This window comes from Lentilactobacillus sunkii DSM 19904 (genome assembly GCF_001435575.1).
Classification (GTDB): Bacteria; Bacillota; Bacilli; order Lactobacillales; family Lactobacillaceae; genus Lentilactobacillus; species Lentilactobacillus sunkii.
On the sequence record NZ_AZEA01000008.1, the window covers coordinates 67,509 to 89,629 of the forward strand.

A 22,121-nucleotide genomic window follows, 5' to 3' on the forward strand; every position below is an offset into this window, starting at 1 on the left:
AAATAAGGCAGCCCCGCTAGAAGCTGCCCCATGCCAGTTATTCAATACTTACAGTTTACGCCAATTAGAGGTAAAACTTATCGCCTTTTGAAAGTTTCGATAAGATATGCAACAATCACACCAACCAATATTGGACAGACTAAGTGAATTAAAAGGAATTGCAAATTACCACCCCATTTCTGGATCCTTACCATTCACATAAGCCCCGGAAATGAAATAACTAGCCCGTTAATTATATCAAAATTCTACGATTTTAGAATAAAAATGGGAATAATTTTAAAATATAGATCAAAAAAGATGACGTTTCACGTCATCTTTTTTACGTCTTAACTTTTACTCATTATTTATAAACATTAAACAGCTTACTAAAATCAACCGTTCCCAGGCCGCTTGCCTGATTATAAACGGTACCCGGTTGCCCAGTGTAATACAGATTCGAATTTTCGTCCGTATCGTTTAATGGATGGAACGGCGAATCCGACTTGGTTGCCAGTTGATATAATTGTGGATTCCAGAAGCCCATTCGCTGTCTGCCGTTGGCACTGTTGATCAGCGCAGCAACCCCGGCAAACTGTGGTGAAACAACACTGGTACCACCATAATTATCCCAAGCTTTCCCATGGGATACCTGGTAAACCTGGTAACCGGTCATTGAGTCCGCATTTGCTGAAATATCAGGGTAATTCCGGCCCCAATTTGTCCCATGGAATAACGGTGCGTTAAACACCGGCTGATTGTATTGTGACAAATATTCACGGGCATTATAGGTATTAACCCCCGGAACGCCTTCTTGATAACTTGGAGTTTGATATGCTTGGTTAAAGCCACCGCCACCGGCATCACTGATCAAGTCCCAGTACTCCGGCATCGATGCGATGAAGTTACTGTTTGCCATCAGGAATGGCCAGTAATAGTCAGAGCCCCATGAACGTTCTTTTGCATTGGTAATTGTCCCCAATGAGTGACCGTCAACCATCATTTTAAATTGGAATGGCAGGCTAGTTCCACCAGCCGATGTGACCCACGGATTTGAAGGATATGGATCGGTATCTTGGATGGACCGATCAAGAATCGCATCATTACCTACCAAGCCGCTGATGGTGTAATTGAGCGCCCCGTTATCACCTGAGGCAACAAAGCTTGAGACTCCTTGAAGGGCACCCTGCGCCAATACCAGATTCAAAACTTGAACATACTGAAATGGCATGATCTTACGCTTTTCCAAAATCTGGAAATAGTTATTCGGTCCAAGTCCCCAACTGTTGCTGATGGCACTGACATCCCCGTCGTCATACGCCATTAAATAGGAATTAATCAAATTCATATAATCTGAAGTAGCGGCCTTGTTGTAATACATCTTAATGTTGGCTTGTGGTGCCACCGAACCGGCATATTCGGTATCCATTGTGGCTTCGGAGTCATCCTTGGTCACATAACCCTTATTAATCGTGTTTCCTTTAACAGTTCGAACTGTAAATCGGTTCTTATCGGTACTGGCATTTTCGTGCTTCCAAAAATGAAACAGATTGCTCTTCACAACATTTCCAAATGTAATAATGCCGATTGTCTGCCCTTTTCCAGTCAATCCTTGTTTATAAAGATCGTTAACACCATAAGTATCGGTAAAACGGCTTGTGTAACCGTGACTGACTTGATTAGCATAATTAGGGGCTTTCACCGGCTCATCAAAGGAAACGTCGGTGTCCGGGTAAAAGTTACCCTTACTGTGATCGGCCATCCCTAATATAACAAAGACCGTATCTTTCAAGTTGGCCGGAATTGAAGGCTTCTTACTACTAAATTGAAGCGGATCGGAATGATATTCGGCTGTGTTCATATTTGTTTTGAACATCTTATCAATATACTTCACTTTTCCGGAAACATTGATAACAAACCCATTCTTATAAACTTCAGCATTTAAATGGTTCTTCTTGAACAGTGAAACCCACTGATCGAGAACCGATTGCGGCTGACCATACTTTGCCTGGATTTGTGGACCGGTCAGAAAGTTTTTGAAGTCCGGCTTTGTTGGATCGTTCACATCCATTGCTTCTTGATAGTATGCCTGCTCATTTTGCGGCTTCAATACCACATCAAAAGTGGTTGTGGTATTGGGTGTCATCTTTGTCGGCTTAATCATGTGAGCAGTAATGGTTTGCCCATAGAGATCCCCGATTGTCGATGCGGAAGTCGTCCCCGCACTCAGCAAGACAAAAGAGAACACTGCTGCAAATACAATCAATAATTGCTTAAATATATTATGCTTCTTCATAAAAATCATCCCCTCAATCAAACACTTTATGTAACGCTTACATGGTAATTTTAGCATGGATATTTAAAGGCCTAAAAGGAATTGCTCAGGATAAATAATGAATATCTTTGAATATCAAAAATAAAATATTGATATTCAGGCATTGATTATCGTTTATCGATATGATATATTCGAATTAAATAAAAGCAGGAGATGTTCAACATGTCAAAAGTATTGGATAAGAGCTTAGGTGTAATTTCGATTTTCCTTCAAATCAGTTTAGTCGTTGTTTGTTTTAGTTTCATCACGCCGTTTGTTTATCTTTATTACGGATTCACTGGAAAGATGGCTCAAAATGGGATTGTTAATAGCTCGGCTAGCGATTTTTTGATTTCACCGGACCACATTCATGTTACCCATTCTCAAATTGCTAATTTTCCAAATATCCCGTACTCAATTCTCATGGCAATCGGCATTACTCTGACAGTAATTGCAATAATCATATTGTTTTGGGCAATTGTCCAAATTATCAGCAACATCGGTAAGAAACAGTATTTTGTTGCTGACAACCTCAGACGCTTAAAAAATATTGTTATCGCACAAATTGTCACGGTTTGCGCTGATCCATTTCTTGCTGCCGGTAACCAGCTTTCAGCATCCAAACTTGGCCGAATTAACGACGGCTTATTCTCGGCAACTTGGGAAACCCTGGGCAATGATGTGATCAATTTAGTGTTTTTTGCGGTCATCTACTTCCTATTCAAATTAGCATTTAACTTAAAAGAAGAAAGTGACCTAACCGTCTAACATTGGGGGAACGCATAATGATCAGAATCACTTTAAACGTCGTGATGGCAGAAAGAAACATTGCAACAGGAGAACTGGCAAAAAAAGTGGGGATTACCCCAACAAACATTTCAATATTAAAAACCGGCAAGGCAAAGGCAATCAGGTTTTCGACGCTGGAAAAAATCTGTAAGGTCTTGAAGTGTCAGCCCGGCGATATTATTAAGTATGAAGATGACGAACAATAACGTATTAGCAGAAAAGGAGATTTCATGATGAAAACAAAGTGGTTTAACAGTAAGTTTTATCAATCATTCGACTTTTGGTTTGGCATACTCATTTTGGTCGCAAATGCATATCCCATGGCCACCGAATGGCAGCATGAGCAAATTGGCAATTTCTGGGGTGATCTTGTCGGAGTCATACTTGGGGTAATTATAATCGGCTTCGCACTCCACCGCTCGCACAACGCTCTTCAGAAAAACTCGAAAAAATAAATAAGTATCATGGCAAGAAAATACCTTAAAAATATTCTTACCATGATGCTTGTTTTTAGTTGAGATTAATGTTTACAGTGAGTCTACACAGCCTATAAGCCCATACAATACGTGCCTTTTCATCTTGGTTATTTTCCAATCGAAGATGGCAGTCCATCGCTGACAAATAGCTGGCTTAAATCAAACGGCACCGGTTGATCCAACTCAAGTGTTCCTGGTTCCACTTGGCAGTCATAGGCAATCACATGGACACCCTTCTTTTGCGCCTTCTCGATTTCAACAGCCAGTTCATTGAAAATATCACGGTCGATTGTGACCTTTTTAATGCCTTTGGTTTGGATCACAAATAATAGGTAGGCCAAATATCCATCATCAATTGCTTTTTCCAGTGTTTGAACGTGCTTGAGGCCCCGCGTGGTTGGTGCATCCGGAAACGCTGCAATCCCCTCGTTGATCAGCGTCACGCCCTTCACTTCAACAAAAAATGGCCGAGCAAGGTTATCGGAACCAGCAAAATCCAATCGGGAGTCTCGATAGGTTGTCTCAGGATTCACTTCTGCGACCGCTTGAATACCAGGTAGCTTGACATAATTACTTTCCAAACCTGTCTTGACTATCTTATTAGGTGCTTGAGAGTCGATGTTAATCCACTGACGGTCGTACTTTTTTGCCGCTACCAAATCATACTGCGTCTTCCGATTGGGATTGTCATTATGCACTAAGGCAGTTGTGACGCCCGGTTGAAGGATCGTTGTCCTGCCGGTATTTTTCACGTGAGTCGTCACAACCTCGCCAGTATCAACCAGCTGACAATGGGCAATGAACCGGTTCGGTCGGTCAATAAATGTTGCCAGATGAACATTTGGATATTGCATCATAAGCCTCTTTCTGTCGTTTTCAATTCATTACTAGTATTATATAGGTAATAAAAATTATTAGGGGGAAATCATATGTATTCATTCATTAATCGAATCAGAAACTACATCTGGCTCAAAAGTCTCGCATACATCCTCTTTGGGCTATTCTTCCTATTCGATCCACATGGCACATTAAATATCGTCATTAATCTAATTGCCTCATTCTTTATTGTTTTCGGTGTTATCAACCTGATTTCGGCATGGCGACAGCGAGCCCGAAATGAAGTCACTGATTATAGTCTGGCAATCGGCATTACCCAATTGGTTATCGCCGTCATCGTCTTTATCCTGGCGGTGCCGCTACTGTCATTTTTACCGTTTATTTTGGGTATCGTCTTGGTCATTACCGGAGCTTCCAACGTCTTCACAGCGTTAAATCATCGCCAATACGTCAACGTTTCGCCAATGCCTTTTGTGCTGTATGGAGTCCTCTTAATTTTAGTGGGAATCCTGTTGGCATTCAATCCATTTGATACGATTTTGATCTTACTGCAATTCTTTGGAGCTACCCTGATCGTCATGGGAATCATGGAGATTGTGACTGCTTGGCAACTGCGTTTATAAAAAAAATCATCATAAAACCGTGCGAGCTAAATTTTTAGTCCCGCACGGTTTTTATAATGCCTAACTCTTTAAGTTAACAAGTTCTTTAATTCTTTTGGGATCATTTTGGATCAAGGTAATAAGCCGAAAGATACTTGTATTTGGATGACGTTTTCCCTGTTCCCAAGCCCGAACAGTACTGGTAGAAACGCCTATGACCTCTGCAAACATTTCTTGAGACATGTTCAATGATAATCTTAAGTTTGTAATATTAGCTGCGGTCATTCCCTTATCAATTGAATCAATTGGAATTGATTTGCCGCGGGGCTTAATCATGACTTCCTCAGTTCCTTGCACGTCTTTTCCGTGAACGATATCAGAAATGTCCTTAAAGCCCTGCTTTAATAGATTAAAATCCTCATCCTTCAAAATAATTACCTCCAAATAATCATAAGTTCTTAATGATACCTTTGATTTCTTTAATCTGCTTTCTGGTAATGTTAGCTTGATCCTGTTTGGCGAATATCAAAATAAAAAAGATTGTGTTCGCTTTGGCATACACATAATAAATTGCACGAAATTCTTGTCTGGGTCCCACTCTTAATTTCCAAACGTTTCCGATTCCGGTTCCTGAATCCGGATACTGAAATGTGTCAGGATTTTGTTCAATAAAGTATTGGATGTCTGTCTCAATTTGTCGCTTAATCTTATCGGGGTTTTTAACCAACTCTTTTAACATTTTGTTGAAAGATCTGAGATATATTATGCGGATCGACACATGTTTACTCCTACAAATGTATTTACATTATATAACACCTGGTATTAGTTAACCAATACAATGCATTGTGTTTCTAAAAAGTAAATACGCAATTAAGGATATAAATCTGCTTAAACATACAGATCCGTGGAAAACTCTGTTCTGTAGTTCTTGTATATCATTTCACATTATCGTATAATAATCCCGTGAAGATTGCCAGTTCATCTGCAATAATCACTTTTTATCGTTTGCTGGCATTTTCACAAGTTACGATAAATCGGTCGTAACGCGGGGAGTATAGGCTCAATACCCATTGGGGATCACACTAGATGAGTGTATCTACCGAGTTTCACCAAAGACTGAATAGAGAATTGATTAGAGACGTATGGGGGCACACGGCACAATGTCATGAACATTGTGCTTTTTAATTTCTTTCATAATCCTATTTGGTAAATGAAAGCCTTTCCATTGCATTTTCACGACATTTATTACAGAAATATGAGCAAATCATTGCAAATGTAATCTTTAAAGACCTATACTAAAGATAGAGTTGCAAGAGAGAAAGCATTCGGTTAATCAGTTGTTGATTTACCAAGTGTTTGCAGCTTGAATATTGATCTAGGAGGTCATGTAATATGAAGAAGACTTTGGAAAAGATGTTCAATCGTATGTTGTCAAAGAAGTCGGAAGATGCTGGCAACTTGGAAACCAGTGAAAGCAACCGTTTATTCTGGAATTCAGTCACTAAGGGACAATGAAAATGAATAGGAATATAAACAGTTAGGCAGCTATTTCTAGTTATGAAATAGCTGCCATTTTGTATTATTCAGTATGTTTCTCATCATTCTTCAGCAATTTCAGCAAGTTGATATCCCGCATTAAAATCGCTTCTTTACCGTTGTCGCCTTCCCAATCATAAAATCCTTTACCGGACTTAACGCCGAGATCTCCTTGGTCAACCATTTTCTTCAAGACGGGATCAGTACCGGTATTGTTGGCCAAATCATCATAAAGGTAAGTGCTGATATTCTTGAACACATCCAGGCCTCCCAAGTCAGCACTGGCAATTGGACCAAGTAAACTCCAGCGACGGCCCAAACTGTATTTGACAATATCATCAACGGCTGCCGGACTGGCAATGCCATCATTGATAATTTTGAAGGCTTCCCTGAGAACCGCAAGCTGAAGCCGGTTGCCAACAAACCCCAACGCTTCTTTTTTAAGTGCCACGGCATGTTTACCGATGTGATTCATGAGTGAAACCGTTGTTTTAACCGTGTCTTCGGCTGTCCGTTCACCTGGAACAACTTCTACCAACGGCATTAATTGCGCAGGGTTCCAGAAGTGAGCAACTACAAAGTTCTCAGGGTGTTTTAGTCCGTCTTGAATTGCGGTTGGACTCAACCCTGAAGTGTTGGTGGCCATAATCGTCTGATCAGAGAGATAATGTTCAGCTTTCTGCCACACAGTCTGCTTCACTTTTAAGTCTTCAACGATTGATTCGATTACAAAATCTGCCTCGGTCAATGCATCGGAATAGTCGGTCGTCGGAACAATCCTCGCCAAAATATCAGCCTTTTGATTGCCCTTGATAATCCCGTTTTGTTCGAAGGTGTCCAAGTCATGATCAATCAATTCCAGTCCATGCTTTAAGGCTGCCTGACTCATATCAAGTAAGTTAACCTGGTAACCTTTCATGGCAAACTGCATTGCCGTTGCGTGCCCCATCGTACCTGCACCGATATTAGCAATCACTTTGATATCATTCATTTTTACTGTCGACATAAAATCGCCCCCCAAGAATACTCATTCATCATCTATCTACCGTGAGTTTACCATATTTAAGACTAATCGTTCACTGATTCACATTTTGATTATTCCTCGTTCATTTTAGCTTATATAAAATTATCGGCAGGCCGAATTTTGAAAAATAGCTTGTACTTTTAAGCGTGTTAGCGTATCCTCATTATTAAAGTATTTTGTACTTTAATCTATTCAGATAAAAGTATTTATTACTTTTATAAATTTGAGGAGGTATTTTAAGTTGGAAAATACGAACCAAAAGTCGACATCCTTTACGTTTCTGGTCATCGGAACGGCCTGGATGTTTGACGCAATGGACGTTGGACTATTGTCATTTATCATGTCAATCGTCCATAAAGAATGGATGCTGACCAATTCGCAAACCGGATTAATCAGTTCGATCAGTACCGTCGGGATGATTTGTGGTGGCTTTTACTTTGGGAGCCTCGCTGATCGAATTGGGCGTAAGAATACCCTGATCATCACCCTGCTGACGTTCTCAATCGGTAACCTAGTTCTTGCTGCAGCCCCAGGATTTTATACATTTTTAGCTATTCGTTTTATTGTCGGAATGGGGCTTGGTGGTGAGTTGCCGGTTGCCGCAACCTATGTTGCCGATATGTATCGGGGGCCCAAACGATCACAAATGTTGATTTTGGCTGATAGCTTTTGGGCTGTTGGTTGGTTAGTTGCATCGTTTCTATCAGTACTATTTGCGCCAGTGTTGGGTTGGCGTGGATTACTGATATTGACTGCGTTGGCCGGCTTCTTCGCTTTGGTCTTACGTCGTCATATTCATGAAATTCACACACTACCTAAGCAGACAAGTGAATGGCGTGCAACCTTGAAGTCAGAGTTCCGACCATGGACACTCACACTTTGGGTTGCCTGGTTCATGGTTATGTTCAGCTACTATGGCATGTTCATGTGGCTGCCAAGCATCCTGATTGATAAAGGTTACGGGGTTGTCAGCAGTTTTGGCTACACGACCATCATTGTTGTTGCTCAACTGCCCGGATACTTCTGCGCAGCATGGTTGGCTCGCAGAATGAAAGTGAAATATGTCTTCTCCATTTATATGCTGGGAACGGCTTTAGGTGCCATTATGTTTGGCCAGTCAACCACGGCAGTGATGATTGTGATCGCTGGTTGTGTCCTATCGTTCTTTAATTTGGGCGCATATGGCGCAATCATCGCACTCACTCCTGACCTTTATGAGAGCAAAATCAGAGGAACTATGACTGGAATCGCTCAGGGAATTGGTCGAATCGGTGCAATCGTTGGGCCACTGCTGGTTGGAATATTGATGGATCATCAAACCAGTGTTAACCTGGTTTTCATTATCTTCATGATTTCATTGGTCATTGGCTCGATTGCCGTATTAACCTTACCTGCCTCCCAAGATAATCAAAAGGAGTAAGCGATGAATAACATTCTGATGTGCCAAAAACTACAGGAGTTTCTCAATGAAGACATCAACTTTGGCGATATGAGCGTTAGATATTTACCAGGCACAAAAGTCATTCATGGTTCATTTATCGCAAAAGAAGCCGGCGTGGTTTGCGGTCAGGATATTCCTCAAGCAGTTTATGATTTACTCGGTGATGCCAAATATTCCCCACTTGTAAAAGACGGTGAATTTGTCAAAGCCGGAACCGTCATTGGCGAGGTAAAGGGCACGGCATCGGTTCTACTAACCGGTGAACGGGTCACCCTTAATCTGGTCCAACGGATGAGTGGGATTGCCACCAAAACCACTGAATTCGTCAAGAAGTTGGATGATCCTACCATTCGGATAACAGACACCCGGAAAACGGCACCAGGTTTGCGGTTATTCGATAAGTTTGCGGTAACTGCTGGTGGCGGCTTCAATCATCGTTTTGACCTCACCGGTGGAATCATGTTGAAAGACAATCATATTGCCTTGGCCGGTGGCGTCAAGCAAGCCCTATCAACCGTCAAGAAGAACGTTGGTCCGTTGACACCCATTGAGATTGAAGTGGAAACCGAGGACGAATTAAAAGACGCAATTGCGGTCGGTGCCGATGTGATTATGTTCGATAACCAAGCCCCGGCCACCATCAAACAATGGAAGCAACTGGTTCTTGATACCACCAAGATCGAAGCATCCGGCGGTATTAATGAAGATATGATCGCCTCATTCAAAGGATGCGGTGCTGATTTCATTTCAATCGGAAACTTAACCAATGATGTTTCACCATTAGACATCAGCTTCCTGGTCAAGGGTGTTATCAAAAGCTAATCAAGTTCACAAATATCAGATCAGATAACAAAAGCCTCCTTCGTTTTAAGCGAAGGAGGTTTTATGTTGCTTCATTTAGTTAACTGGAAATACAATTCATCTGTGCCATCGGTTGTTAGTTATCCTGAGTCAGCAACTCATCAAACTTATCATAAAATGCTTTGCCGTGAACTGCCGTCACCAGGTTGATTGGTCGACCGTTGTCGGTTTCAAAGGTTCGCCCGGCGCCATCGCCACTGGTCAAAACATCCCCTTTGATGTCTTTGGTCTCAACCAGATCCGGATATTGGCTGGCAACGGTGGTCAGTACATCCCATAGATAGTAGGTTGAGTTTGCTTCATATGATGACACCAGCGCATATCCCTGGCCGATCAGATCCATCATCGGATAACGGCGCAGGCTGGCCCAGTGCTGCTGCACATCGGCGTTCAAAGGTACCTGGTTGGTACTTTCCAAACCGACCATTTGAATATCAATGTCAGCATCCCAGACGGTTTTGACTGCCTCAGGATCCCAGTAGGCATTCCATTCAGCTGTACCATCGTGTTTGGGTTCCAAGACATTTCCCTCAGTCCGCATGGTACCACCCATCCAGTACAAGCGTTCAATTTTCTTAACGATACTTGGATCAACTTCCAGTGCCCGAGCCAGATCAGTCAATGGACCGGTCATAACCAAATCAGTTTTGCCTTCAGTATTTTGAAGCTTATCGATCATATCCAAATGAGCTGGTTTATCAGCCAAAGGCGTAGTTGGTGCGCCGTGCTCATTAAGTAACGGGAAGGCGTCAAATGAAAATGAGCTCAACCGCCACTCTTTAGGAAATTGATGAACTGCCCGAGAATTTGATGCGGCTACCGATACCTGGGCACCGTGACCGAACTGGGTAATGATTTTTCGTGACGCCGGTACAGAGCCTTCGATGTAACCGTCAGCGTCAATCACGCCAACACCGGTCAAATTAACTTCGGGCATCTGCAGCAACAGCAATAACGATACCAAGTCATCAACGTTACCATCATGATCAAAGTAGACATTTTTCAAGATTGCATCCTCCTTGTTTGTTACTGTCATCATACAGGATGGATGAATTTTGGTCTAATGAAAATGGTTGTCAGCCATCTTCTACCCCAAGATCGTTGGTGTTTTTTCTCCTTAATACTGCATAAAAAGCAAAAGACCAAATAACCGCTCCCAAAGCTGATAAAAATGATTCACTGCTGAAGAACAGACTAGCGAAAATGGCAAGAAAGAAAGCAATTGTCAGCGGATTGGACCAGCGATAACTGGGCATCTTGAAGCCATCAGCACGGAAATCTTTTGAATGACGGTACTTCCAGTGGGCCACCATTGTCAACATACATACTAAAATATAAATGTCGCTCGAAACAGATGCAATGAACGAGAATGCTGCACCCAAAGAATTGAATGAGCTGATAACCGGTGCAAGCAGCATCATTCCTGCTGAGAAGAGAACACTGACAATGGGGATTCCGCTCTTGGAAACCTTTTGGAATGGCTGCATTGCTTTTGAACCGGACTCTTGGGCCAATTGGTAAAGATGACGGCCAGTCGAGAAAATCGCACTGTTCAGTGTTGACATTGCCGCAGCAATCACTACGATATTGATGACCGCAGAAGCCCCGGGAATTCCGGCCAGATTAAAGATTTGTACAAACGGACTTTGATTTGGATTCAAAGTCTTCCAAGGTGTAATGGCCATAATCACAATCAGAGAACCAATATAAAATAGCAGAATTCTGGCAATAATTTGGTTGACTGCTTTAGGCAGAACACGACGGGGATTTTTGGTTTCGGCAGTTGTGATACCGACAAATTCCATCCCCTGAAAGGCGAAGAAAACCATTGGGAATGCCATGATAAATTGGTGAATGCCATTTGGAAACATGGTGAACCCGGATGTCAGGTTGCTCCAGGATGCGTGGGTGCCGGTTGGGTTCTCATGGTGTGTGAATACCAGATAAATCCCGATGGCAATCAGTGCCAAAATCGCAATCACCTTGATACCGGAAAGAAAGGTTTCCGATTTACCAAACGAGCTGACCATGGCCAAATTGACTCCACTCAAAATGAGTAGAAACAGGACTTGGATAATCGGTGCGGAAACATTTGGAAACCAGTATTTCACATACGTTGAGATTGCGGTCAGTTCGGCCATTCCGGCTAAAATCAGCTCTAACCAATAACTCCAAGCCGCAAACTTCCCCAGTCGCTCGTTGACGTATTTGCCAATAAACGACACAAAGGTGTGCTGCTCAGGGTCAGAATACATCATTTCACCGATTGCCCTCATCATTAGGAAAAAGAATATCCCAATCACCAAATATACCAAAATAATCGATGGCCCGGTTCTGTGAATCGTACTTCCTGCTCCCAAAAAGAGTCCGGTCCCAATCGATCCGCCAAACGCGATCATTTGAACAGCCAGGTTGGACAAGCCACGCCTGGTACCGTCTTTGTTCACTTCAATCTTTTCTGCCGCTAACATTTGAAAACCTCCCTGAATGATGATAATGAGGACAAAAAAACGTCCCTACAGTCAATGCTGTAGGGACGTATCCACGTGGTGCCACCCAAATTTATGGCCAATTTCGCAATTAGTCATCTTAACAACTCGTTAACGATAATCGTTAATTAAGTCTGAGATCGTAACGTGTCCTAACGTAGACATCGCTTGCACGTGCCTAATGCTCTGAGCTCATCTTCACAAAAATACCTTTGGCCGCCTCTCACCCATCGCGGCTCTCTTTATCAAAAGGATTCCTGCTACTCTTCTCATCATCGCTTAATGTTTTAATTTAACACTAATACTAGCACCCCATGAACAAAATGCAAGTGGAAATTTCACAAGGATTAATAATTAGCCTGAAAAATTACTCAGTCAAATTCGGTGGGCGAGTTCTTCGATTTTTTTGGAAATACCATCACGAACCGAACGAAATGCAGCTAACTTTTGTGCATCAGTTCCCGTTGCTTTGGCAGGATCTGGGAATCCCCAGTGTTCACGTTTGACTTGTGGCGGTGTGACCGGGCAGCGTTCTTCAGCATCGTCACACAAGGTCACAACCAAATAAGATTGGTTCAAAATATCACGATCAATTAATTTGGAAGTCTGCTTGGAAATATCGACGCCGGCTTCCGCCATTACTTGGACTGCCCGAGAATTGACACCATGCTTTTCAATTCCAGCAGATAACGCCAAGTAACCTTCCGGCAGGTACTTTCTGGCAAAGCCCTCTGCCATTTGGCTGCGACACGAGTTGCCGGTACATAGAAAGTAGATTATCTTTTGAGCCATTGGGATTCACCGTCCTTTCAAAGTCACTATTGTCATTGATATCTTACTTCATTTCAAGAATGACTGCTTAAATTAAGATTGCGAACTTTTCGAAATAGTGGACAATTGGAGTTAAAGTCAACGAATTAAGGAGGTACCGATGAAAACAGCAGATCAAATTTTTGAAGAGATTCAAGCAGACCCACAAAATGAACAATTCACCAAGGATGGCATTCTCCCGTTGTACCACATTGACCCCAAGGCGGAAATCCTCATTATCAGTCAGGCACCCAGCCGAAAGGCCCAAGCATCCATGGTGTTCTGGGATGATCCAAGTGGTGATCGGTTGCGGGATTGGTTGGGCTTGAGTAAAGATGAATTTTACAACTCTGGGAAAGTCGCTGTCCTGCCATTGGATTTCTATTATCCGGGAAAGGGCGCTCACGGGGACTTACCGCCAAGGAAGGGTTTTGCGGAGAAATGGCATGAGCCTTTACTGGCATTGATGCCTAACATCAAAATTAAACTATTGATCGGCCAGTATGCTCAAAAATACTACCTTGGAAAGGCACGAGAACGAAACCTAACGAAAACCGTCCGTCATTTTGATCAGTATCTCCCTGATTACTTTCCGCTGGTACACCCATCCCCTTTAAATTACGGTTGGATGAAACAGCATCCCTGGTTTGCGGATGAAGTGGTGCCTGAACTACGAAAAATAATTCGTAAGATCATGGCTGAATGAATGCTTATCTCCCTGGTATGCAAAAATTGCTATTGAATCGATGACTTTTATCTGATATCTTTAATTGACTTCAAAATTCCAGCAACGTCATATAAAGGGGAAACTATGTTAAAAAAACGTCTCGCAAGTTTTGCTTTAGCACTTACAATCGCAGCACCCATCCTTGTTAGTGGCGGCGTAACTGCCAATGCCGCAAGCCACACTGCACCCTCAGTTCTGCGTCATGACTGGTGGGCACCAACCAAGACTTCCAGTAAGAAAGATTGGGGAAGAGTTAAGATCACCAAGCACTCAATCTCAATTGGTCAAGGTGTCGTTAAAGACGTCTACACTGGCAGCCAAATGAGCGTCAAGAAGACCGGTAAATGGTATCGAATCAGCAAGACCGGTGAAAGTGGTTCCGCCAACTATTATCGTGTAACAAAACGCAAGATTGCAGGCAAATACCGAACTGCGCTCTTGAGAAAAACATATGCAAAATCTTCCGTTACTTTTGTGTATTTAATTGGTACCAAGGTTAAGATGAGTTCGTCTGAGTCGATGCTTTTTTAGTAATTTGAATAGATCGATCCGGAGTTGGGCAATTTTCATTGCTCAACTTTTTTTATCCGAAAATGCTTGCAAGCCCCTTTCCCATAGTGAGCCAATGTCATTGTAGGAATCCTTATATTCATATCAGAATTTTGATATAAATAATGAAGACGGTATGATACAATATTTTTGTGAGGGAATTCACACAACATTATTTATTGGGGAGTACAGCCTATGTTAAAGCTTAAGAAAGCAACTTTAACAGTTGCAGTCGCATTTACAGTTGGTGGCGGACTCATGTCACTACCACCAAAGGACGTTTCTGCCAGAACCACCTATGTTTGGATCGCACCAAATCATGGGAAGAAGTATCACTATTCACGTGGCTGCCGAGGATTGAGCCATGCCGGAGCAAAGCGCCACGTTTCATTGCGTTGGGCCAAGCATCATGGTTATCGTTTGTGTGGTTGGGAACATTAGAATACTTATGCATAATTAAAAATAGGAGCTTCAATTCATTTCGGTTACAAATATGAAATGAATCGGAGCTTCTACTTTTTTATCGCGTCTTTGAATGTTCAATTATTAGATGGCTTTCTTACTTAGTAATGCTTGCCCGCGTATAATCGGCAAAACCAGCAACGTGATACTCAACCCCATGTAGTTTAGGGTTAACGAGATGACTTTCTCGTACATAATACAGCGGGATGATGCCGGTTCGACTCATTAATCGCTTTTCTGCTTGGCGCAGGGCTTGCCAATAGTCAGCTTGATTATCGGCAGTCTTCGCCTTCTGAATCAAATTATCATAAGTGCGATCACTGAACTTACCTGGATTCATGGTGTTGTTTGTTGTCAGAATTCCCAAGTAATTGATTGGATCGCCAAAGTCTGCTAGCCAATACCACTGTGCAAGATCAAATTTACCCTCACTTCGTCGTGCTTGTTGGGCTTTATCAGGAATATTTGAAATATTTACTTTGACCCCGGGTAATGTTTTATCAAGCTGTCCCTGCAAATATTGAGCAACGTTCTTAGTCACATCCTGATCATCGCCAACAATTGATAAGTTAACTGTTCCTGAAATCCCCGCTTCTTTTTTACCGGCATTGAAAAGCTTTCTTGCCTGGGCAGTATTTTGTGCCACACTAAAACTAGTTTCCCGACTGAAGTCTTTGCCAGTTGTTGGATCAATAGCAGTCCCTGGACTCACAAACCCACTGGCAGGCAGTGATCCATCAGCCAGCACTTTGTTGGTTAACTCTTTTCGATTAATAGCTAATGAGATTGCCTGTCGTAATTTCTGGTTGGCAAGAGGCTGCCCTTTACGCTGATTTACTTGAAGATAATAAGTCCAAGCTTTTGGGACACTCTTTAAGTTTTTGTTCTTTTGTAAGCTTTTGGCAGTCACACCAGAAATTGTGGCATCATCCAACTTCTTATCTTCAAATAGATTGTGGGCGGTGTTGGAATCCTTCACAGTTTTATAGTTGATTTGATCCAATTTAATGGCCTTTTTATCCCAATAATACGGATTTTTCACTAAACGATAAGAATCACTGGTTCCGGTCCAGTCAGTAATCTTGAAGGCACCGTTTGAGACGGTATTCTTGGCATTTGTCCCATATTGTTTAATCCCAACCTTCTCGACAAACGATTTATCTTGCGGCATGAAGACTGGCATTGCGACTAGTTTATTAAAGTAGGCCATCGGATGATCCAATGTAATCTCGAGTGTTTTCTCACCGGTTGCCCTAATGCCCAGAGTCTTATAGGACTTTTTGTGATTAATAATTGCATCAGCATTTTTGATGCCACTAAAAACATAGGTGTAAACCGGATTGTTTGCCGGATTTAAAGACCGTTTCCACGAGTATTCGAAATCCACAGCCTTCACAGTATCGCCATTACTCCATTTGGCAGATTTTCGAATATGAAAAATATACTTTTTACCATTGTCGGAAGGCTTCACAATTTTAGTCGCCATTGCTGGAACCGGTTGGTCTTTATCGTTAAGCCGATACAGCCCTTCCGAAATATTCGTTAACGTATTAAATTCAGGCATCGTTGCTTGATTTGTATTATCGAGTGACGTTAAATCAGAAGTTTGCATAAGAGAAATTGACTGCTTATTTGAGCCATTTTTTGATGTCTGATTCCCACATGCCGCAAGTATCCCCGCAGTCACTACTAAACCAACAACTAAAGCAAAATTTCGTATCTTCTTCATGTTATCCCTCCTAGATGAATTGCAACTCAATTGGAACAGCGTGTTTCAAGGTTTCATGAACCGTACAGTCTTTTACGACTGAGCGCATGAATGCTTTGTGAGCTGCTTCATCTAAATTAGTTTCGGCATGAACTTGAACAACGATCTTAGTAACCGCAGAACGGCCATCCTGATATTGAGTGGTATCACCAATTGTTTTAGTTTGAAACTTTTTAATTTTGATTTCTGGATGCTTTCTTGCAATGTCATTGGCGGTGATTGCTAAGCAGCTTCCAACTGATGATAATAGGTACTGAACCGGATTAGGCCCGGCATCTGTACCATGCCCCGCAATGGGTTCATCAACAATAAATTGGTGAATTCCGGTTTGTGTATCAACTTGAGCCCCAACTTTTCTGAGCTTTGAATTTACAATGTATTTTCCCATAATGATCTTCCCTTTTTTCGGAATTTTTAAAACCTCATGTTAGAATAATAGTCATTATAGCGGGTTTATTATTGTATTTGTTAAAATTTGTTTATCAATTGAAAAATCAAAATGAATTTGGACGTGTTGGAATTGTTGACTATCACTGATGTGGGGAGATTAGTATGAATAAAATACCAACAACAAAAATGAGTGAAATACTAAGAGACGAATTCATGAGTCCACTAAATTTATCTGCCTATGCTTTAGCAAAGAATATCAACGTTCCAACTTCACGGATTCAAGACATCTTACACGATCGTAGGGAAGTAACTGTGGATACCTCTGTGCGCTTAGGCCGATTCTTCGGCGTGTCCGATGGCTACTTTCTCAACTTACAAAAAGACATCGACTTACGAAATGCAGAAGAAAACCACGGTGACGATTACAATCAAATCAAACAGTATCAATCAAACTAAAAATGATGCCGACATCCACTGTCAGCATCATTTTTTGATTTAAATTCAATTAATTAATCAACACCTCGGTAACGAGTAATCCTCCACCAAATAACAGGACAAACACAACAACCGGCCAAACAAACCGGAGCCAATGGGAATACTTCATGTTCAGCATCTGCAAGGTTGCCATTACTAGTCCGGTTGGAGCCAGGAACAGCATTGCGTACTGACCAAATTGATAGGCGGTTACGACCACATATCTTGGGATATGAACGGTGTCTGCTAATGGCGCCAAAATCGGCATCGAAAGCACGGCTAATCCTGATGACGAAGGCACGATGAAGCCCAACAGGAAGAAGATCAGCAGCATCACAATGATAAACATCGGTCCGCTCATGTGAGCAACCAGCGTCGAAGAATATTCGAGTATGGTATCGGAAATTTTACCGTTATTCAGTACCAGATTGATTCCTCGTGCCAAACCGATGATCAACGAAACACCAACCAGGCTTGAAGCACCTTTGACGAAGGCGTCAACAACACCCGTTTCACCCAACCCGTGCTTACCAGTTGCGGTTAAGAACATGATGATAATCGCAAATGACAGGAACGATGCGGCCATGGTTGGGAACCACCAGCCCTGAGACATAACGCCCCAAACCATCAGCGGGAATGTCACAACGAATAATATCAAAATCAATTTCTTACGGGTCGTGAATTTGGATTTGCCATCTTCACCAGTTGGGGCAATTTCCCACATGCTGTTGAATTCTTCACGATCATCATATGAATATGAAAACTTCGGGTTTGCTTTAACCTTTTTACTGTACCAATGAAGGTAAACGATCACGAAACCGCCGGCAATGATACAGCCAATGATTCGCTCAGTCAGCCCCTGGGTAAAGTCGATTCCGGCCGCGTTAGACGCAATAACCACGGAAAACGGGTTGATGGTCGAGAAACATGTCCCGATCGAACTCGCGAGGAATATTGCGCCCACAGACACGATGGAATCGTACCCCATGGCAATGAAAATAGGAACCAGGATTGGGTAAAAGGCAACCGCCTCTTCCTCAATTCCACATAGGGTTCCGCCAAGAACCATCAGAACTGAAACAAAGAATATCAGCAAGAATTCATGTCCTTTGGTCTTCTTGGTCAATGCCAGCAGGCCCGACTCAAACGCCCCACTGGCCTTAACGACACCGATCAAGCCACCCAATACCAGGATAAATACCATGATGTCAACGGCTTCAATGGTTCCTTTGACCATGCTTGTTGGCACTGCCGCAATACTTGCCGGTCGCTGCTTTAATCGTTGATAGGTATTTGGAATCGATACCGGGGCAGTGATACCGCCCGATGTAAATTGCTTGATGTCGATTTTGACACCTAATTTATCCAGTTCCTTTTGAGTACTTGGAACCGTGGTTACTTTCCCGTGTGGGTTGGTTACCTGCAAAGATGAGTGCGAATACGATAATTTAGAATAACTACCTGCAGGTACCATCCATGTGGCCGCCACAGCGACGATTGTCAAAATGAATAAAATGACAAAGGCGCCGGGCATTCTCAACTTGAAATGCTTCTTTGGTTTATCAATTTGTGCGTCCATAATGTCCCCCTTATCTGATTACAAAACAAAATGGATCAGCTTTTAACTGGTCCTGCCTAGTATTATGACTACTAATTACTAATCAATAATCCCCCACCACGAAAATTATATGACTAATCGAATATAGCTTAACAAACCATAGTGTAACGGAATTGGAAGCGTTTGACAACACCCAAAAAACTATTTAAATCAGAAGTCAGAAGAAAGTTTGAGTTACAATATCTTCTCCAACGCCTCGCCCTTCACGCTATGAACATTATCCACAATCACAAACGCATCCGGATCGATACTGGAAACCAGCGGCACAATTTGGGCCACTTGCTTGTCGGTGCAAATTGCATAAATCATTGGTCGCTTTTCCTGGTGATAATAGCCTTTGGCGCTAATCAGGGTTATTCCTTGTTGAAGCAATTGGGACAGCTCAGAAGTAATCTCATCGGTTCGACTTGAAATAATGGTAACTGCCTTTCGCGCACCAAAGCGTGACAGTAATCCATTCAGGACAACCGCTGACACGTATAATTCAATCACAGTTAGAATCATATTTTGAAAACCAATAATGAAAGCTGATGGAATCGCCACGCACAAGTCAAACATCAGCATGGCCGACCCGTTCTTCATACCAAAATAACGGTTCATAATCTTTGCCAAAATCGTGCTTCCGGCAATGGTTCCTTCACCGCGGAAGATAATCCACATGGAAATTCCCATCAGAACGCCACCAGCGATCGCCGGGATAATTGTTTGCGTTGTGTGATAGTTCAATAGAGGTGGCAGTCTCAGAAAAGCTGAGATCCACACCACTGCCCACAATGAATACCAGATTGTTTTCTTATCCAAAAATCGGAAACCAATCAACATCAAGATTCCGTTTAAGACAAAGTTGGTAACGGCGGGCGGAATGCTTAAAGCATAGTAGCCAATTGTAGTCAATCCCGTTACGCCGCCTTCCCAAATTTGATGAGGAATCAAAAAGTCGTTGATTGCAACCGCATATATGAATGCTCCGAGAACAATTTGCAATCCATTTTTAAGTATTGTTTTATTGATGAAAAGCACCCCCATATTGTTGAATGACCAAGCAAAGCCATCAGACTAGCGTCCCCAACCGAAAACCGAGAACCACAGCAGCAATCCCCAACATAACGGTTCCGAACCAGTACAAACCGGCAACTAAATATCGCCTATTTCGAATCAGCACAAACGTATCCGTTGAAAAAGTCGAGAAAGTCGTAAATCCACCACAAACTCCGGTTAGTAACAGTAATGCCAGACTCCCTTGGACTTGCATCCCTGTCAAAAAGCCAGCCAATAGTGCCCCGACAACATTAATCAGTAAGGTGGCATATGGCAGCACTGGTGATACTCGTTTCCCTAACACGGTGATCTCATACCGACATACTGCTCCAAATCCTGCGCCCAGGGCAACCCACATCATTTCCATATCCGCTTACCCCTCTCCATCGCCAGTGCGGTCAAATATCCAAACAGGACACACAAGAAACCGCCGATCAAATTCACTGTGAGAAAGATAAACGAACCCATTGGATCATGACTGACATTCTGGACGAATTCCAATGTAAAAGTGGAAAAGGTCGTGAATGCACCAACAAATCCGGTACCGATTCCTAAAATCTCCCATTCGGGCAAATCGATGTTCAAATCTAACCCATAGATTGTGAACGTCAGCAAAAAGCAGCCAACCAGATTGACAACCGTGGTTCCCATAACGGTATTCACACCATTAAGCCAATTGCCGACCTCGTAACGACTAACGCCGCCCAGCATCCCACCAACGAAAATTGACGTAAATTGACCTAATTTATACAAATTCCTGCGATTCATCACTTTTCCTCCGTCTAAAAACCTCATTTTAGTATAGTAGAAAACAAGTGAATTTTCATAACTAATTTTCATTTTTGGCTCGAAAAACTGATAAGTTCAAATTCTTGTAAGCCCCTTCATTCACTGGTAACATCAATTCAACGAGAGGATTTAATATGTTAATGAGTTTTTAAGAGGGGGTTATGATCATGAAATACGCAGTTACTGGTGCAACTGGTAAATTTGGTCAGACAGTTATTAAAGTATTAGCTGAAAACGTTGATAACGCGGACATCATTGCACTTGCCCGCGATACTGAAAAAGCCGAGAAACTGTTACCTGGAATTGAAGTCCGACCAGGCTCGTATGATTCCGAAGAAACACTGGAAAAATCACTAAAGGGTGTTGATAAATTACTCCTAATTTCATCAATCCCCGGACAAAAAGTCAGTCGAATCCAACAGCACAAGAATGTAATTAATGCTGCCAAGAAAGCCGGCGTTCGTTTTATCGCGTACACCAGCTTCCCACACGCTGACAAAGCAAAATCATCACTGGCCATCGACCACAAGAATACGGAACAGGCCATTCGAGAATCCGGGATTGGCTATTCATTCTTGAGAAACAACTGGTATCTGGAAAACGAACGGATGCAAATTCCTGCCGCCATCCACAACAAACCATTTGTCTATTCCGCTGGTGATGGCAAAGTCGGCTGGGCACTTGAACGAGAGTATGCTGAAGCCGCCGCAAAGGTCTTGATGAGCAATGAGCCAAAAACCGTCTATGAATTTTCAGGTCCACAACGCAGTTATGACGACTTGGCACGAACACTCAAATTGCTGACTGATAATAATTTTGATGTCATGTCACTTTCCGACGATGAATATCGGAAACGTCTAATTGCAATTGGCTACAGCCCACAAACAGCTGCCGGAATCGTTGGTATGCAGAAGTTGATTCGTGAAGGCGATCTCGCAGAAACGTCCGGTGATTTACCAAAGGTTTTGGGCCATCCATTACCAACGTTTGAGGAATCACTTGAAGAAGTCATTGATAAACTGAAAAAGTAACTAAGAAAGCTTCCACAATTGGAAGTTTTTTCTATGCGGCTTTCGAAAACACGGTTTGCTTTCACTGATTGCCACAAGTATCATAAACGTTAGAAGCTGTCCAAGATCTATGATTTTTGA

25 protein-coding genes are annotated in these 22,121 nt (G+C 42.4%); 11 read left to right on the forward strand and 14 right to left on the reverse strand.

Going from position 1 to position 22,121, the window contains the following annotated elements:
• Positions 1 to 340: 340 nt before the first annotated feature.
• The gene (locus FD17_RS06575; protein ID WP_057824863.1) at positions 341 to 2,272 is read right to left on the reverse strand and encodes a S53 family peptidase; all 1,932 of its coding nucleotides are present in this window, start codon (positions 2,270 to 2,272) and stop codon (positions 341 to 343) included.
• A gap of 201 nt (positions 2,273 to 2,473) precedes the next feature.
• On the opposite strand from FD17_RS06575, the gene FD17_RS06580 reads away from it, so the two are divergent.
• Both FD17_RS06580 and FD17_RS06585 read left to right on the forward strand, forming a co-directional pair.
• Complete coding sequence (locus tag FD17_RS06580; protein WP_057824865.1) at positions 2,474 to 3,058, forward strand: DUF2975 domain-containing protein; 585 nt, start codon at positions 2,474 to 2,476, stop codon at positions 3,056 to 3,058.
• A 17-nt stretch (positions 3,059 to 3,075) separates the two neighbouring features.
• On the forward strand, positions 3,076 to 3,285 hold the full coding sequence (locus FD17_RS06585; protein WP_057824868.1) for a helix-turn-helix domain-containing protein: 210 nt from the start codon (positions 3,076 to 3,078) through the stop codon (positions 3,283 to 3,285).
• Positions 3,286 to 3,662: 377 nt separating this feature from the next.
• On the opposite strand, the gene sfsA is transcribed toward FD17_RS06585, so the two are convergent.
• On the reverse strand, positions 3,663 to 4,409 hold the full coding sequence (gene sfsA / locus FD17_RS06595; RefSeq protein ID WP_057824872.1) for a DNA/RNA nuclease SfsA: 747 nt from the start codon (positions 4,407 to 4,409) through the stop codon (positions 3,663 to 3,665).
• Between the two features lie 75 nt (positions 4,410 to 4,484).
• Here sfsA and FD17_RS06600 point away from each other — a divergent pair, with 75 nt between their 5' ends.
• On the forward strand, positions 4,485 to 5,015 hold the full coding sequence (locus FD17_RS06600) for an HdeD family acid-resistance protein (RefSeq protein WP_057824874.1): 531 nt from the start codon (positions 4,485 to 4,487) through the stop codon (positions 5,013 to 5,015).
• A gap of 60 nt (positions 5,016 to 5,075) precedes the next feature.
• Here the strand turns inward: FD17_RS06600 and FD17_RS06605 are convergent, their stop codons facing one another.
• Positions 5,076 to 5,423, reverse strand: a complete 348-nt coding sequence (locus FD17_RS06605) for a helix-turn-helix domain-containing protein (RefSeq protein WP_057824877.1) — start codon at positions 5,421 to 5,423, stop codon at positions 5,076 to 5,078.
• A gap of 19 nt (positions 5,424 to 5,442) precedes the next feature.
• The gene (locus FD17_RS06610) at positions 5,443 to 5,733 is read right to left on the reverse strand and encodes a type II toxin-antitoxin system RelE/ParE family toxin (protein ID WP_156653612.1); all 291 of its coding nucleotides are present in this window, start codon (positions 5,731 to 5,733) and stop codon (positions 5,443 to 5,445) included.
• A gap of 653 nt (positions 5,734 to 6,386) precedes the next feature.
• Here FD17_RS06610 and FD17_RS13510 point away from each other — a divergent pair.
• The gene (locus FD17_RS13510; protein ID WP_268872137.1) at positions 6,387 to 6,509 is read left to right on the forward strand and encodes a hypothetical protein; all 123 of its coding nucleotides are present in this window, start codon (positions 6,387 to 6,389) and stop codon (positions 6,507 to 6,509) included.
• A 64-nt stretch (positions 6,510 to 6,573) separates the two neighbouring features.
• On the opposite strand, the gene FD17_RS06615 is transcribed toward FD17_RS13510, so the two are convergent.
• Positions 6,574 to 7,536 (reverse strand): 3-hydroxyacyl-CoA dehydrogenase family protein, encoded by a 963-nt coding sequence (locus FD17_RS06615; protein WP_082617160.1) that lies wholly within the window; start codon positions 7,534 to 7,536, stop codon positions 6,574 to 6,576.
• Positions 7,537 to 7,762: 226 nt separating this feature from the next.
• Between FD17_RS06615 and FD17_RS06620 the strand changes: the two genes are divergently transcribed.
• Both FD17_RS06620 and nadC read left to right on the forward strand, forming a co-directional pair.
• Positions 7,763 to 8,974, forward strand: coding sequence for an MFS transporter (locus FD17_RS06620; protein WP_268872138.1), 1,212 nt, complete (start codon positions 7,763 to 7,765; stop codon positions 8,972 to 8,974).
• 3 nt (positions 8,975 to 8,977) lie between these two features.
• Positions 8,978 to 9,817: a carboxylating nicotinate-nucleotide diphosphorylase gene (nadC, locus tag FD17_RS06625; protein WP_057824883.1), complete on the forward strand. Its 840-nt coding sequence runs from the start codon at positions 8,978 to 8,980 to the stop codon at positions 9,815 to 9,817.
• 115 nt (positions 9,818 to 9,932) lie between these two features.
• On the opposite strand, the gene FD17_RS06630 is transcribed toward nadC, so the two are convergent.
• The 3 genes from FD17_RS06630 to arsC form a co-directional block, all read right to left on the reverse strand.
• Positions 9,933 to 10,862, reverse strand: coding sequence for a nucleoside hydrolase (locus tag FD17_RS06630; protein ID WP_057824885.1), 930 nt, complete (start codon positions 10,860 to 10,862; stop codon positions 9,933 to 9,935).
• Positions 10,863 to 10,932: 70 nt separating this feature from the next.
• On the reverse strand, positions 10,933 to 12,327 hold the full coding sequence (locus FD17_RS06635; protein WP_057824887.1) for an amino acid permease: 1,395 nt from the start codon (positions 12,325 to 12,327) through the stop codon (positions 10,933 to 10,935).
• A 393-nt stretch (positions 12,328 to 12,720) separates the two neighbouring features.
• Positions 12,721 to 13,137 carry an arsenate reductase (thioredoxin) gene (gene arsC, locus FD17_RS06640; RefSeq protein ID WP_057824889.1) on the reverse strand — a complete coding sequence of 139 codons (417 nt, stop codon included), beginning with the start codon at positions 13,135 to 13,137 and terminating at the stop codon, positions 12,721 to 12,723.
• A 139-nt stretch (positions 13,138 to 13,276) separates the two neighbouring features.
• On the opposite strand from arsC, the gene FD17_RS06645 reads away from it, so the two are divergent.
• From FD17_RS06645 to FD17_RS06655, 3 genes are all read left to right on the forward strand, one after another.
• Positions 13,277 to 13,861, forward strand: coding sequence for a uracil-DNA glycosylase family protein (locus tag FD17_RS06645; protein WP_057824891.1), 585 nt, complete (start codon positions 13,277 to 13,279; stop codon positions 13,859 to 13,861).
• Positions 13,862 to 13,966: 105 nt separating this feature from the next.
• Positions 13,967 to 14,413: a hypothetical protein gene (locus tag FD17_RS06650; RefSeq protein WP_057824893.1), complete on the forward strand. Its 447-nt coding sequence runs from the start codon at positions 13,967 to 13,969 to the stop codon at positions 14,411 to 14,413.
• 213 nt (positions 14,414 to 14,626) lie between these two features.
• The gene (locus FD17_RS06655) at positions 14,627 to 14,872 is read left to right on the forward strand and encodes a hypothetical protein (protein WP_057824895.1); all 246 of its coding nucleotides are present in this window, start codon (positions 14,627 to 14,629) and stop codon (positions 14,870 to 14,872) included.
• 118 nt (positions 14,873 to 14,990) lie between these two features.
• On the opposite strand, the gene FD17_RS06660 is transcribed toward FD17_RS06655, so the two are convergent.
• Together FD17_RS06660 and FD17_RS06665 are read right to left on the reverse strand one after the other, a co-directional pair.
• A complete protein-coding gene (locus FD17_RS06660) occupies positions 14,991 to 16,622 on the reverse strand; it encodes a peptide ABC transporter substrate-binding protein (protein ID WP_057824897.1) in 1,632 nt (543 codons plus the stop codon).
• 10 nt (positions 16,623 to 16,632) lie between these two features.
• Entirely contained in the window at positions 16,633 to 17,049 is a 417-nt protein-coding gene (locus FD17_RS06665) for an OsmC family protein (protein ID WP_057824899.1), read from the reverse strand.
• Between the two features lie 164 nt (positions 17,050 to 17,213).
• On the opposite strand from FD17_RS06665, the gene FD17_RS06670 reads away from it, so the two are divergent.
• The gene (locus FD17_RS06670; protein ID WP_057824901.1) at positions 17,214 to 17,507 is read left to right on the forward strand and encodes a HigA family addiction module antitoxin; all 294 of its coding nucleotides are present in this window, start codon (positions 17,214 to 17,216) and stop codon (positions 17,505 to 17,507) included.
• A gap of 49 nt (positions 17,508 to 17,556) precedes the next feature.
• Here the strand turns inward: FD17_RS06670 and FD17_RS06675 are convergent, their stop codons facing one another.
• The 4 genes from FD17_RS06675 to FD17_RS06690 all read right to left on the reverse strand — a co-directional run bounded on the left by FD17_RS06675 (position 17,557) and on the right by FD17_RS06690 (position 20,949).
• The gene (locus tag FD17_RS06675) at positions 17,557 to 19,104 is read right to left on the reverse strand and encodes a YfcC family protein (RefSeq protein ID WP_057824904.1); all 1,548 of its coding nucleotides are present in this window, start codon (positions 19,102 to 19,104) and stop codon (positions 17,557 to 17,559) included.
• A gap of 213 nt (positions 19,105 to 19,317) precedes the next feature.
• On the reverse strand, positions 19,318 to 20,169 hold the full coding sequence (locus FD17_RS06680) for a YitT family protein (protein WP_057824906.1): 852 nt from the start codon (positions 20,167 to 20,169) through the stop codon (positions 19,318 to 19,320).
• 25 nt (positions 20,170 to 20,194) lie between these two features.
• On the reverse strand, positions 20,195 to 20,548 hold the full coding sequence (gene crcB / locus FD17_RS06685) for a fluoride efflux transporter CrcB (RefSeq protein ID WP_057824908.1): 354 nt from the start codon (positions 20,546 to 20,548) through the stop codon (positions 20,195 to 20,197).
• A complete protein-coding gene (locus FD17_RS06690; protein ID WP_057824909.1) occupies positions 20,539 to 20,949 on the reverse strand; it encodes a fluoride efflux transporter FluC in 411 nt (136 codons plus the stop codon). The genes crcB and FD17_RS06690 overlap by 10 nt, the downstream gene beginning before the upstream one ends.
• Positions 20,950 to 21,137: 188 nt before the next feature.
• Here FD17_RS06690 and FD17_RS06695 point away from each other — a divergent pair, with 188 nt between their 5' ends.
• A complete protein-coding gene (locus tag FD17_RS06695; RefSeq protein WP_057824911.1) occupies positions 21,138 to 22,001 on the forward strand; it encodes an SDR family oxidoreductase in 864 nt (287 codons plus the stop codon).
• Positions 22,002 to 22,121 lie beyond the last annotated feature (120 nt).

What these genes read in the sequence shown, in the direction of transcription:
- FD17_RS06575 (WP_057824863.1), bottom strand. Translation starts at nt 2,272, where the DNA reads ATGAAGAAGCATAATATATTTAAGCAATTATTGATTGTATTTGCAGCA.
- FD17_RS06580 (WP_057824865.1), top strand. Translation starts at nt 2,474, where the DNA reads ATGTCAAAAGTATTGGATAAGAGCTTAGGTGTAATTTCGATTTTCCTT.
- FD17_RS06585 (WP_057824868.1), top strand. Translation starts at nt 3,076, where the DNA reads ATGATCAGAATCACTTTAAACGTCGTGATGGCAGAAAGAAACATTGCA.
- sfsA (WP_057824872.1), bottom strand. Translation starts at nt 4,409, where the DNA reads ATGCAATATCCAAATGTTCATCTGGCAACATTTATTGACCGACCGAAC.
- FD17_RS06600 (WP_057824874.1), top strand. Translation starts at nt 4,485, where the DNA reads ATGTATTCATTCATTAATCGAATCAGAAACTACATCTGGCTCAAAAGT.
- FD17_RS06610 (WP_156653612.1), bottom strand. Translation starts at nt 5,733, where the DNA reads ATGTTAAAAGAGTTGGTTAAAAACCCCGATAAGATTAAGCGACAAATT.
- FD17_RS13510 (WP_268872137.1), top strand. Translation starts at nt 6,387, where the DNA reads ATGAAGAAGACTTTGGAAAAGATGTTCAATCGTATGTTGTCAAAGAAG.
- FD17_RS06615 (WP_082617160.1), bottom strand. Translation starts at nt 7,536, where the DNA reads ATGTCGACAGTAAAAATGAATGATATCAAAGTGATTGCTAATATCGGT.
- nadC (WP_057824883.1), top strand. Translation starts at nt 8,978, where the DNA reads ATGAATAACATTCTGATGTGCCAAAAACTACAGGAGTTTCTCAATGAA.
- FD17_RS06635 (WP_057824887.1), bottom strand. Translation starts at nt 12,327, where the DNA reads ATGTTAGCGGCAGAAAAGATTGAAGTGAACAAAGACGGTACCAGGCGT.
- arsC (WP_057824889.1), bottom strand. Translation starts at nt 13,137, where the DNA reads ATGGCTCAAAAGATAATCTACTTTCTATGTACCGGCAACTCGTGTCGC.
- FD17_RS06645 (WP_057824891.1), top strand. Translation starts at nt 13,277, where the DNA reads ATGAAAACAGCAGATCAAATTTTTGAAGAGATTCAAGCAGACCCACAA.
- FD17_RS06650 (WP_057824893.1), top strand. Translation starts at nt 13,967, where the DNA reads ATGTTAAAAAAACGTCTCGCAAGTTTTGCTTTAGCACTTACAATCGCA.
- FD17_RS06655 (WP_057824895.1), top strand. Translation starts at nt 14,627, where the DNA reads ATGTTAAAGCTTAAGAAAGCAACTTTAACAGTTGCAGTCGCATTTACA.
- FD17_RS06660 (WP_057824897.1), bottom strand. Translation starts at nt 16,622, where the DNA reads ATGAAGAAGATACGAAATTTTGCTTTAGTTGTTGGTTTAGTAGTGACT.
- FD17_RS06665 (WP_057824899.1), bottom strand. Translation starts at nt 17,049, where the DNA reads ATGGGAAAATACATTGTAAATTCAAAGCTCAGAAAAGTTGGGGCTCAA.
- FD17_RS06670 (WP_057824901.1), top strand. Translation starts at nt 17,214, where the DNA reads ATGAATAAAATACCAACAACAAAAATGAGTGAAATACTAAGAGACGAA.
- FD17_RS06675 (WP_057824904.1), bottom strand. Translation starts at nt 19,104, where the DNA reads ATGGACGCACAAATTGATAAACCAAAGAAGCATTTCAAGTTGAGAATG.
- FD17_RS06680 (WP_057824906.1), bottom strand. Translation starts at nt 20,169, where the DNA reads ATGGGGGTGCTTTTCATCAATAAAACAATACTTAAAAATGGATTGCAA.
- crcB (WP_057824908.1), bottom strand. Translation starts at nt 20,548, where the DNA reads ATGGAAATGATGTGGGTTGCCCTGGGCGCAGGATTTGGAGCAGTATGT.
- FD17_RS06690 (WP_057824909.1), bottom strand. Translation starts at nt 20,949, where the DNA reads ATGAATCGCAGGAATTTGTATAAATTAGGTCAATTTACGTCAATTTTC.
- FD17_RS06695 (WP_057824911.1), top strand. Translation starts at nt 21,138, where the DNA reads ATGAAATACGCAGTTACTGGTGCAACTGGTAAATTTGGTCAGACAGTT.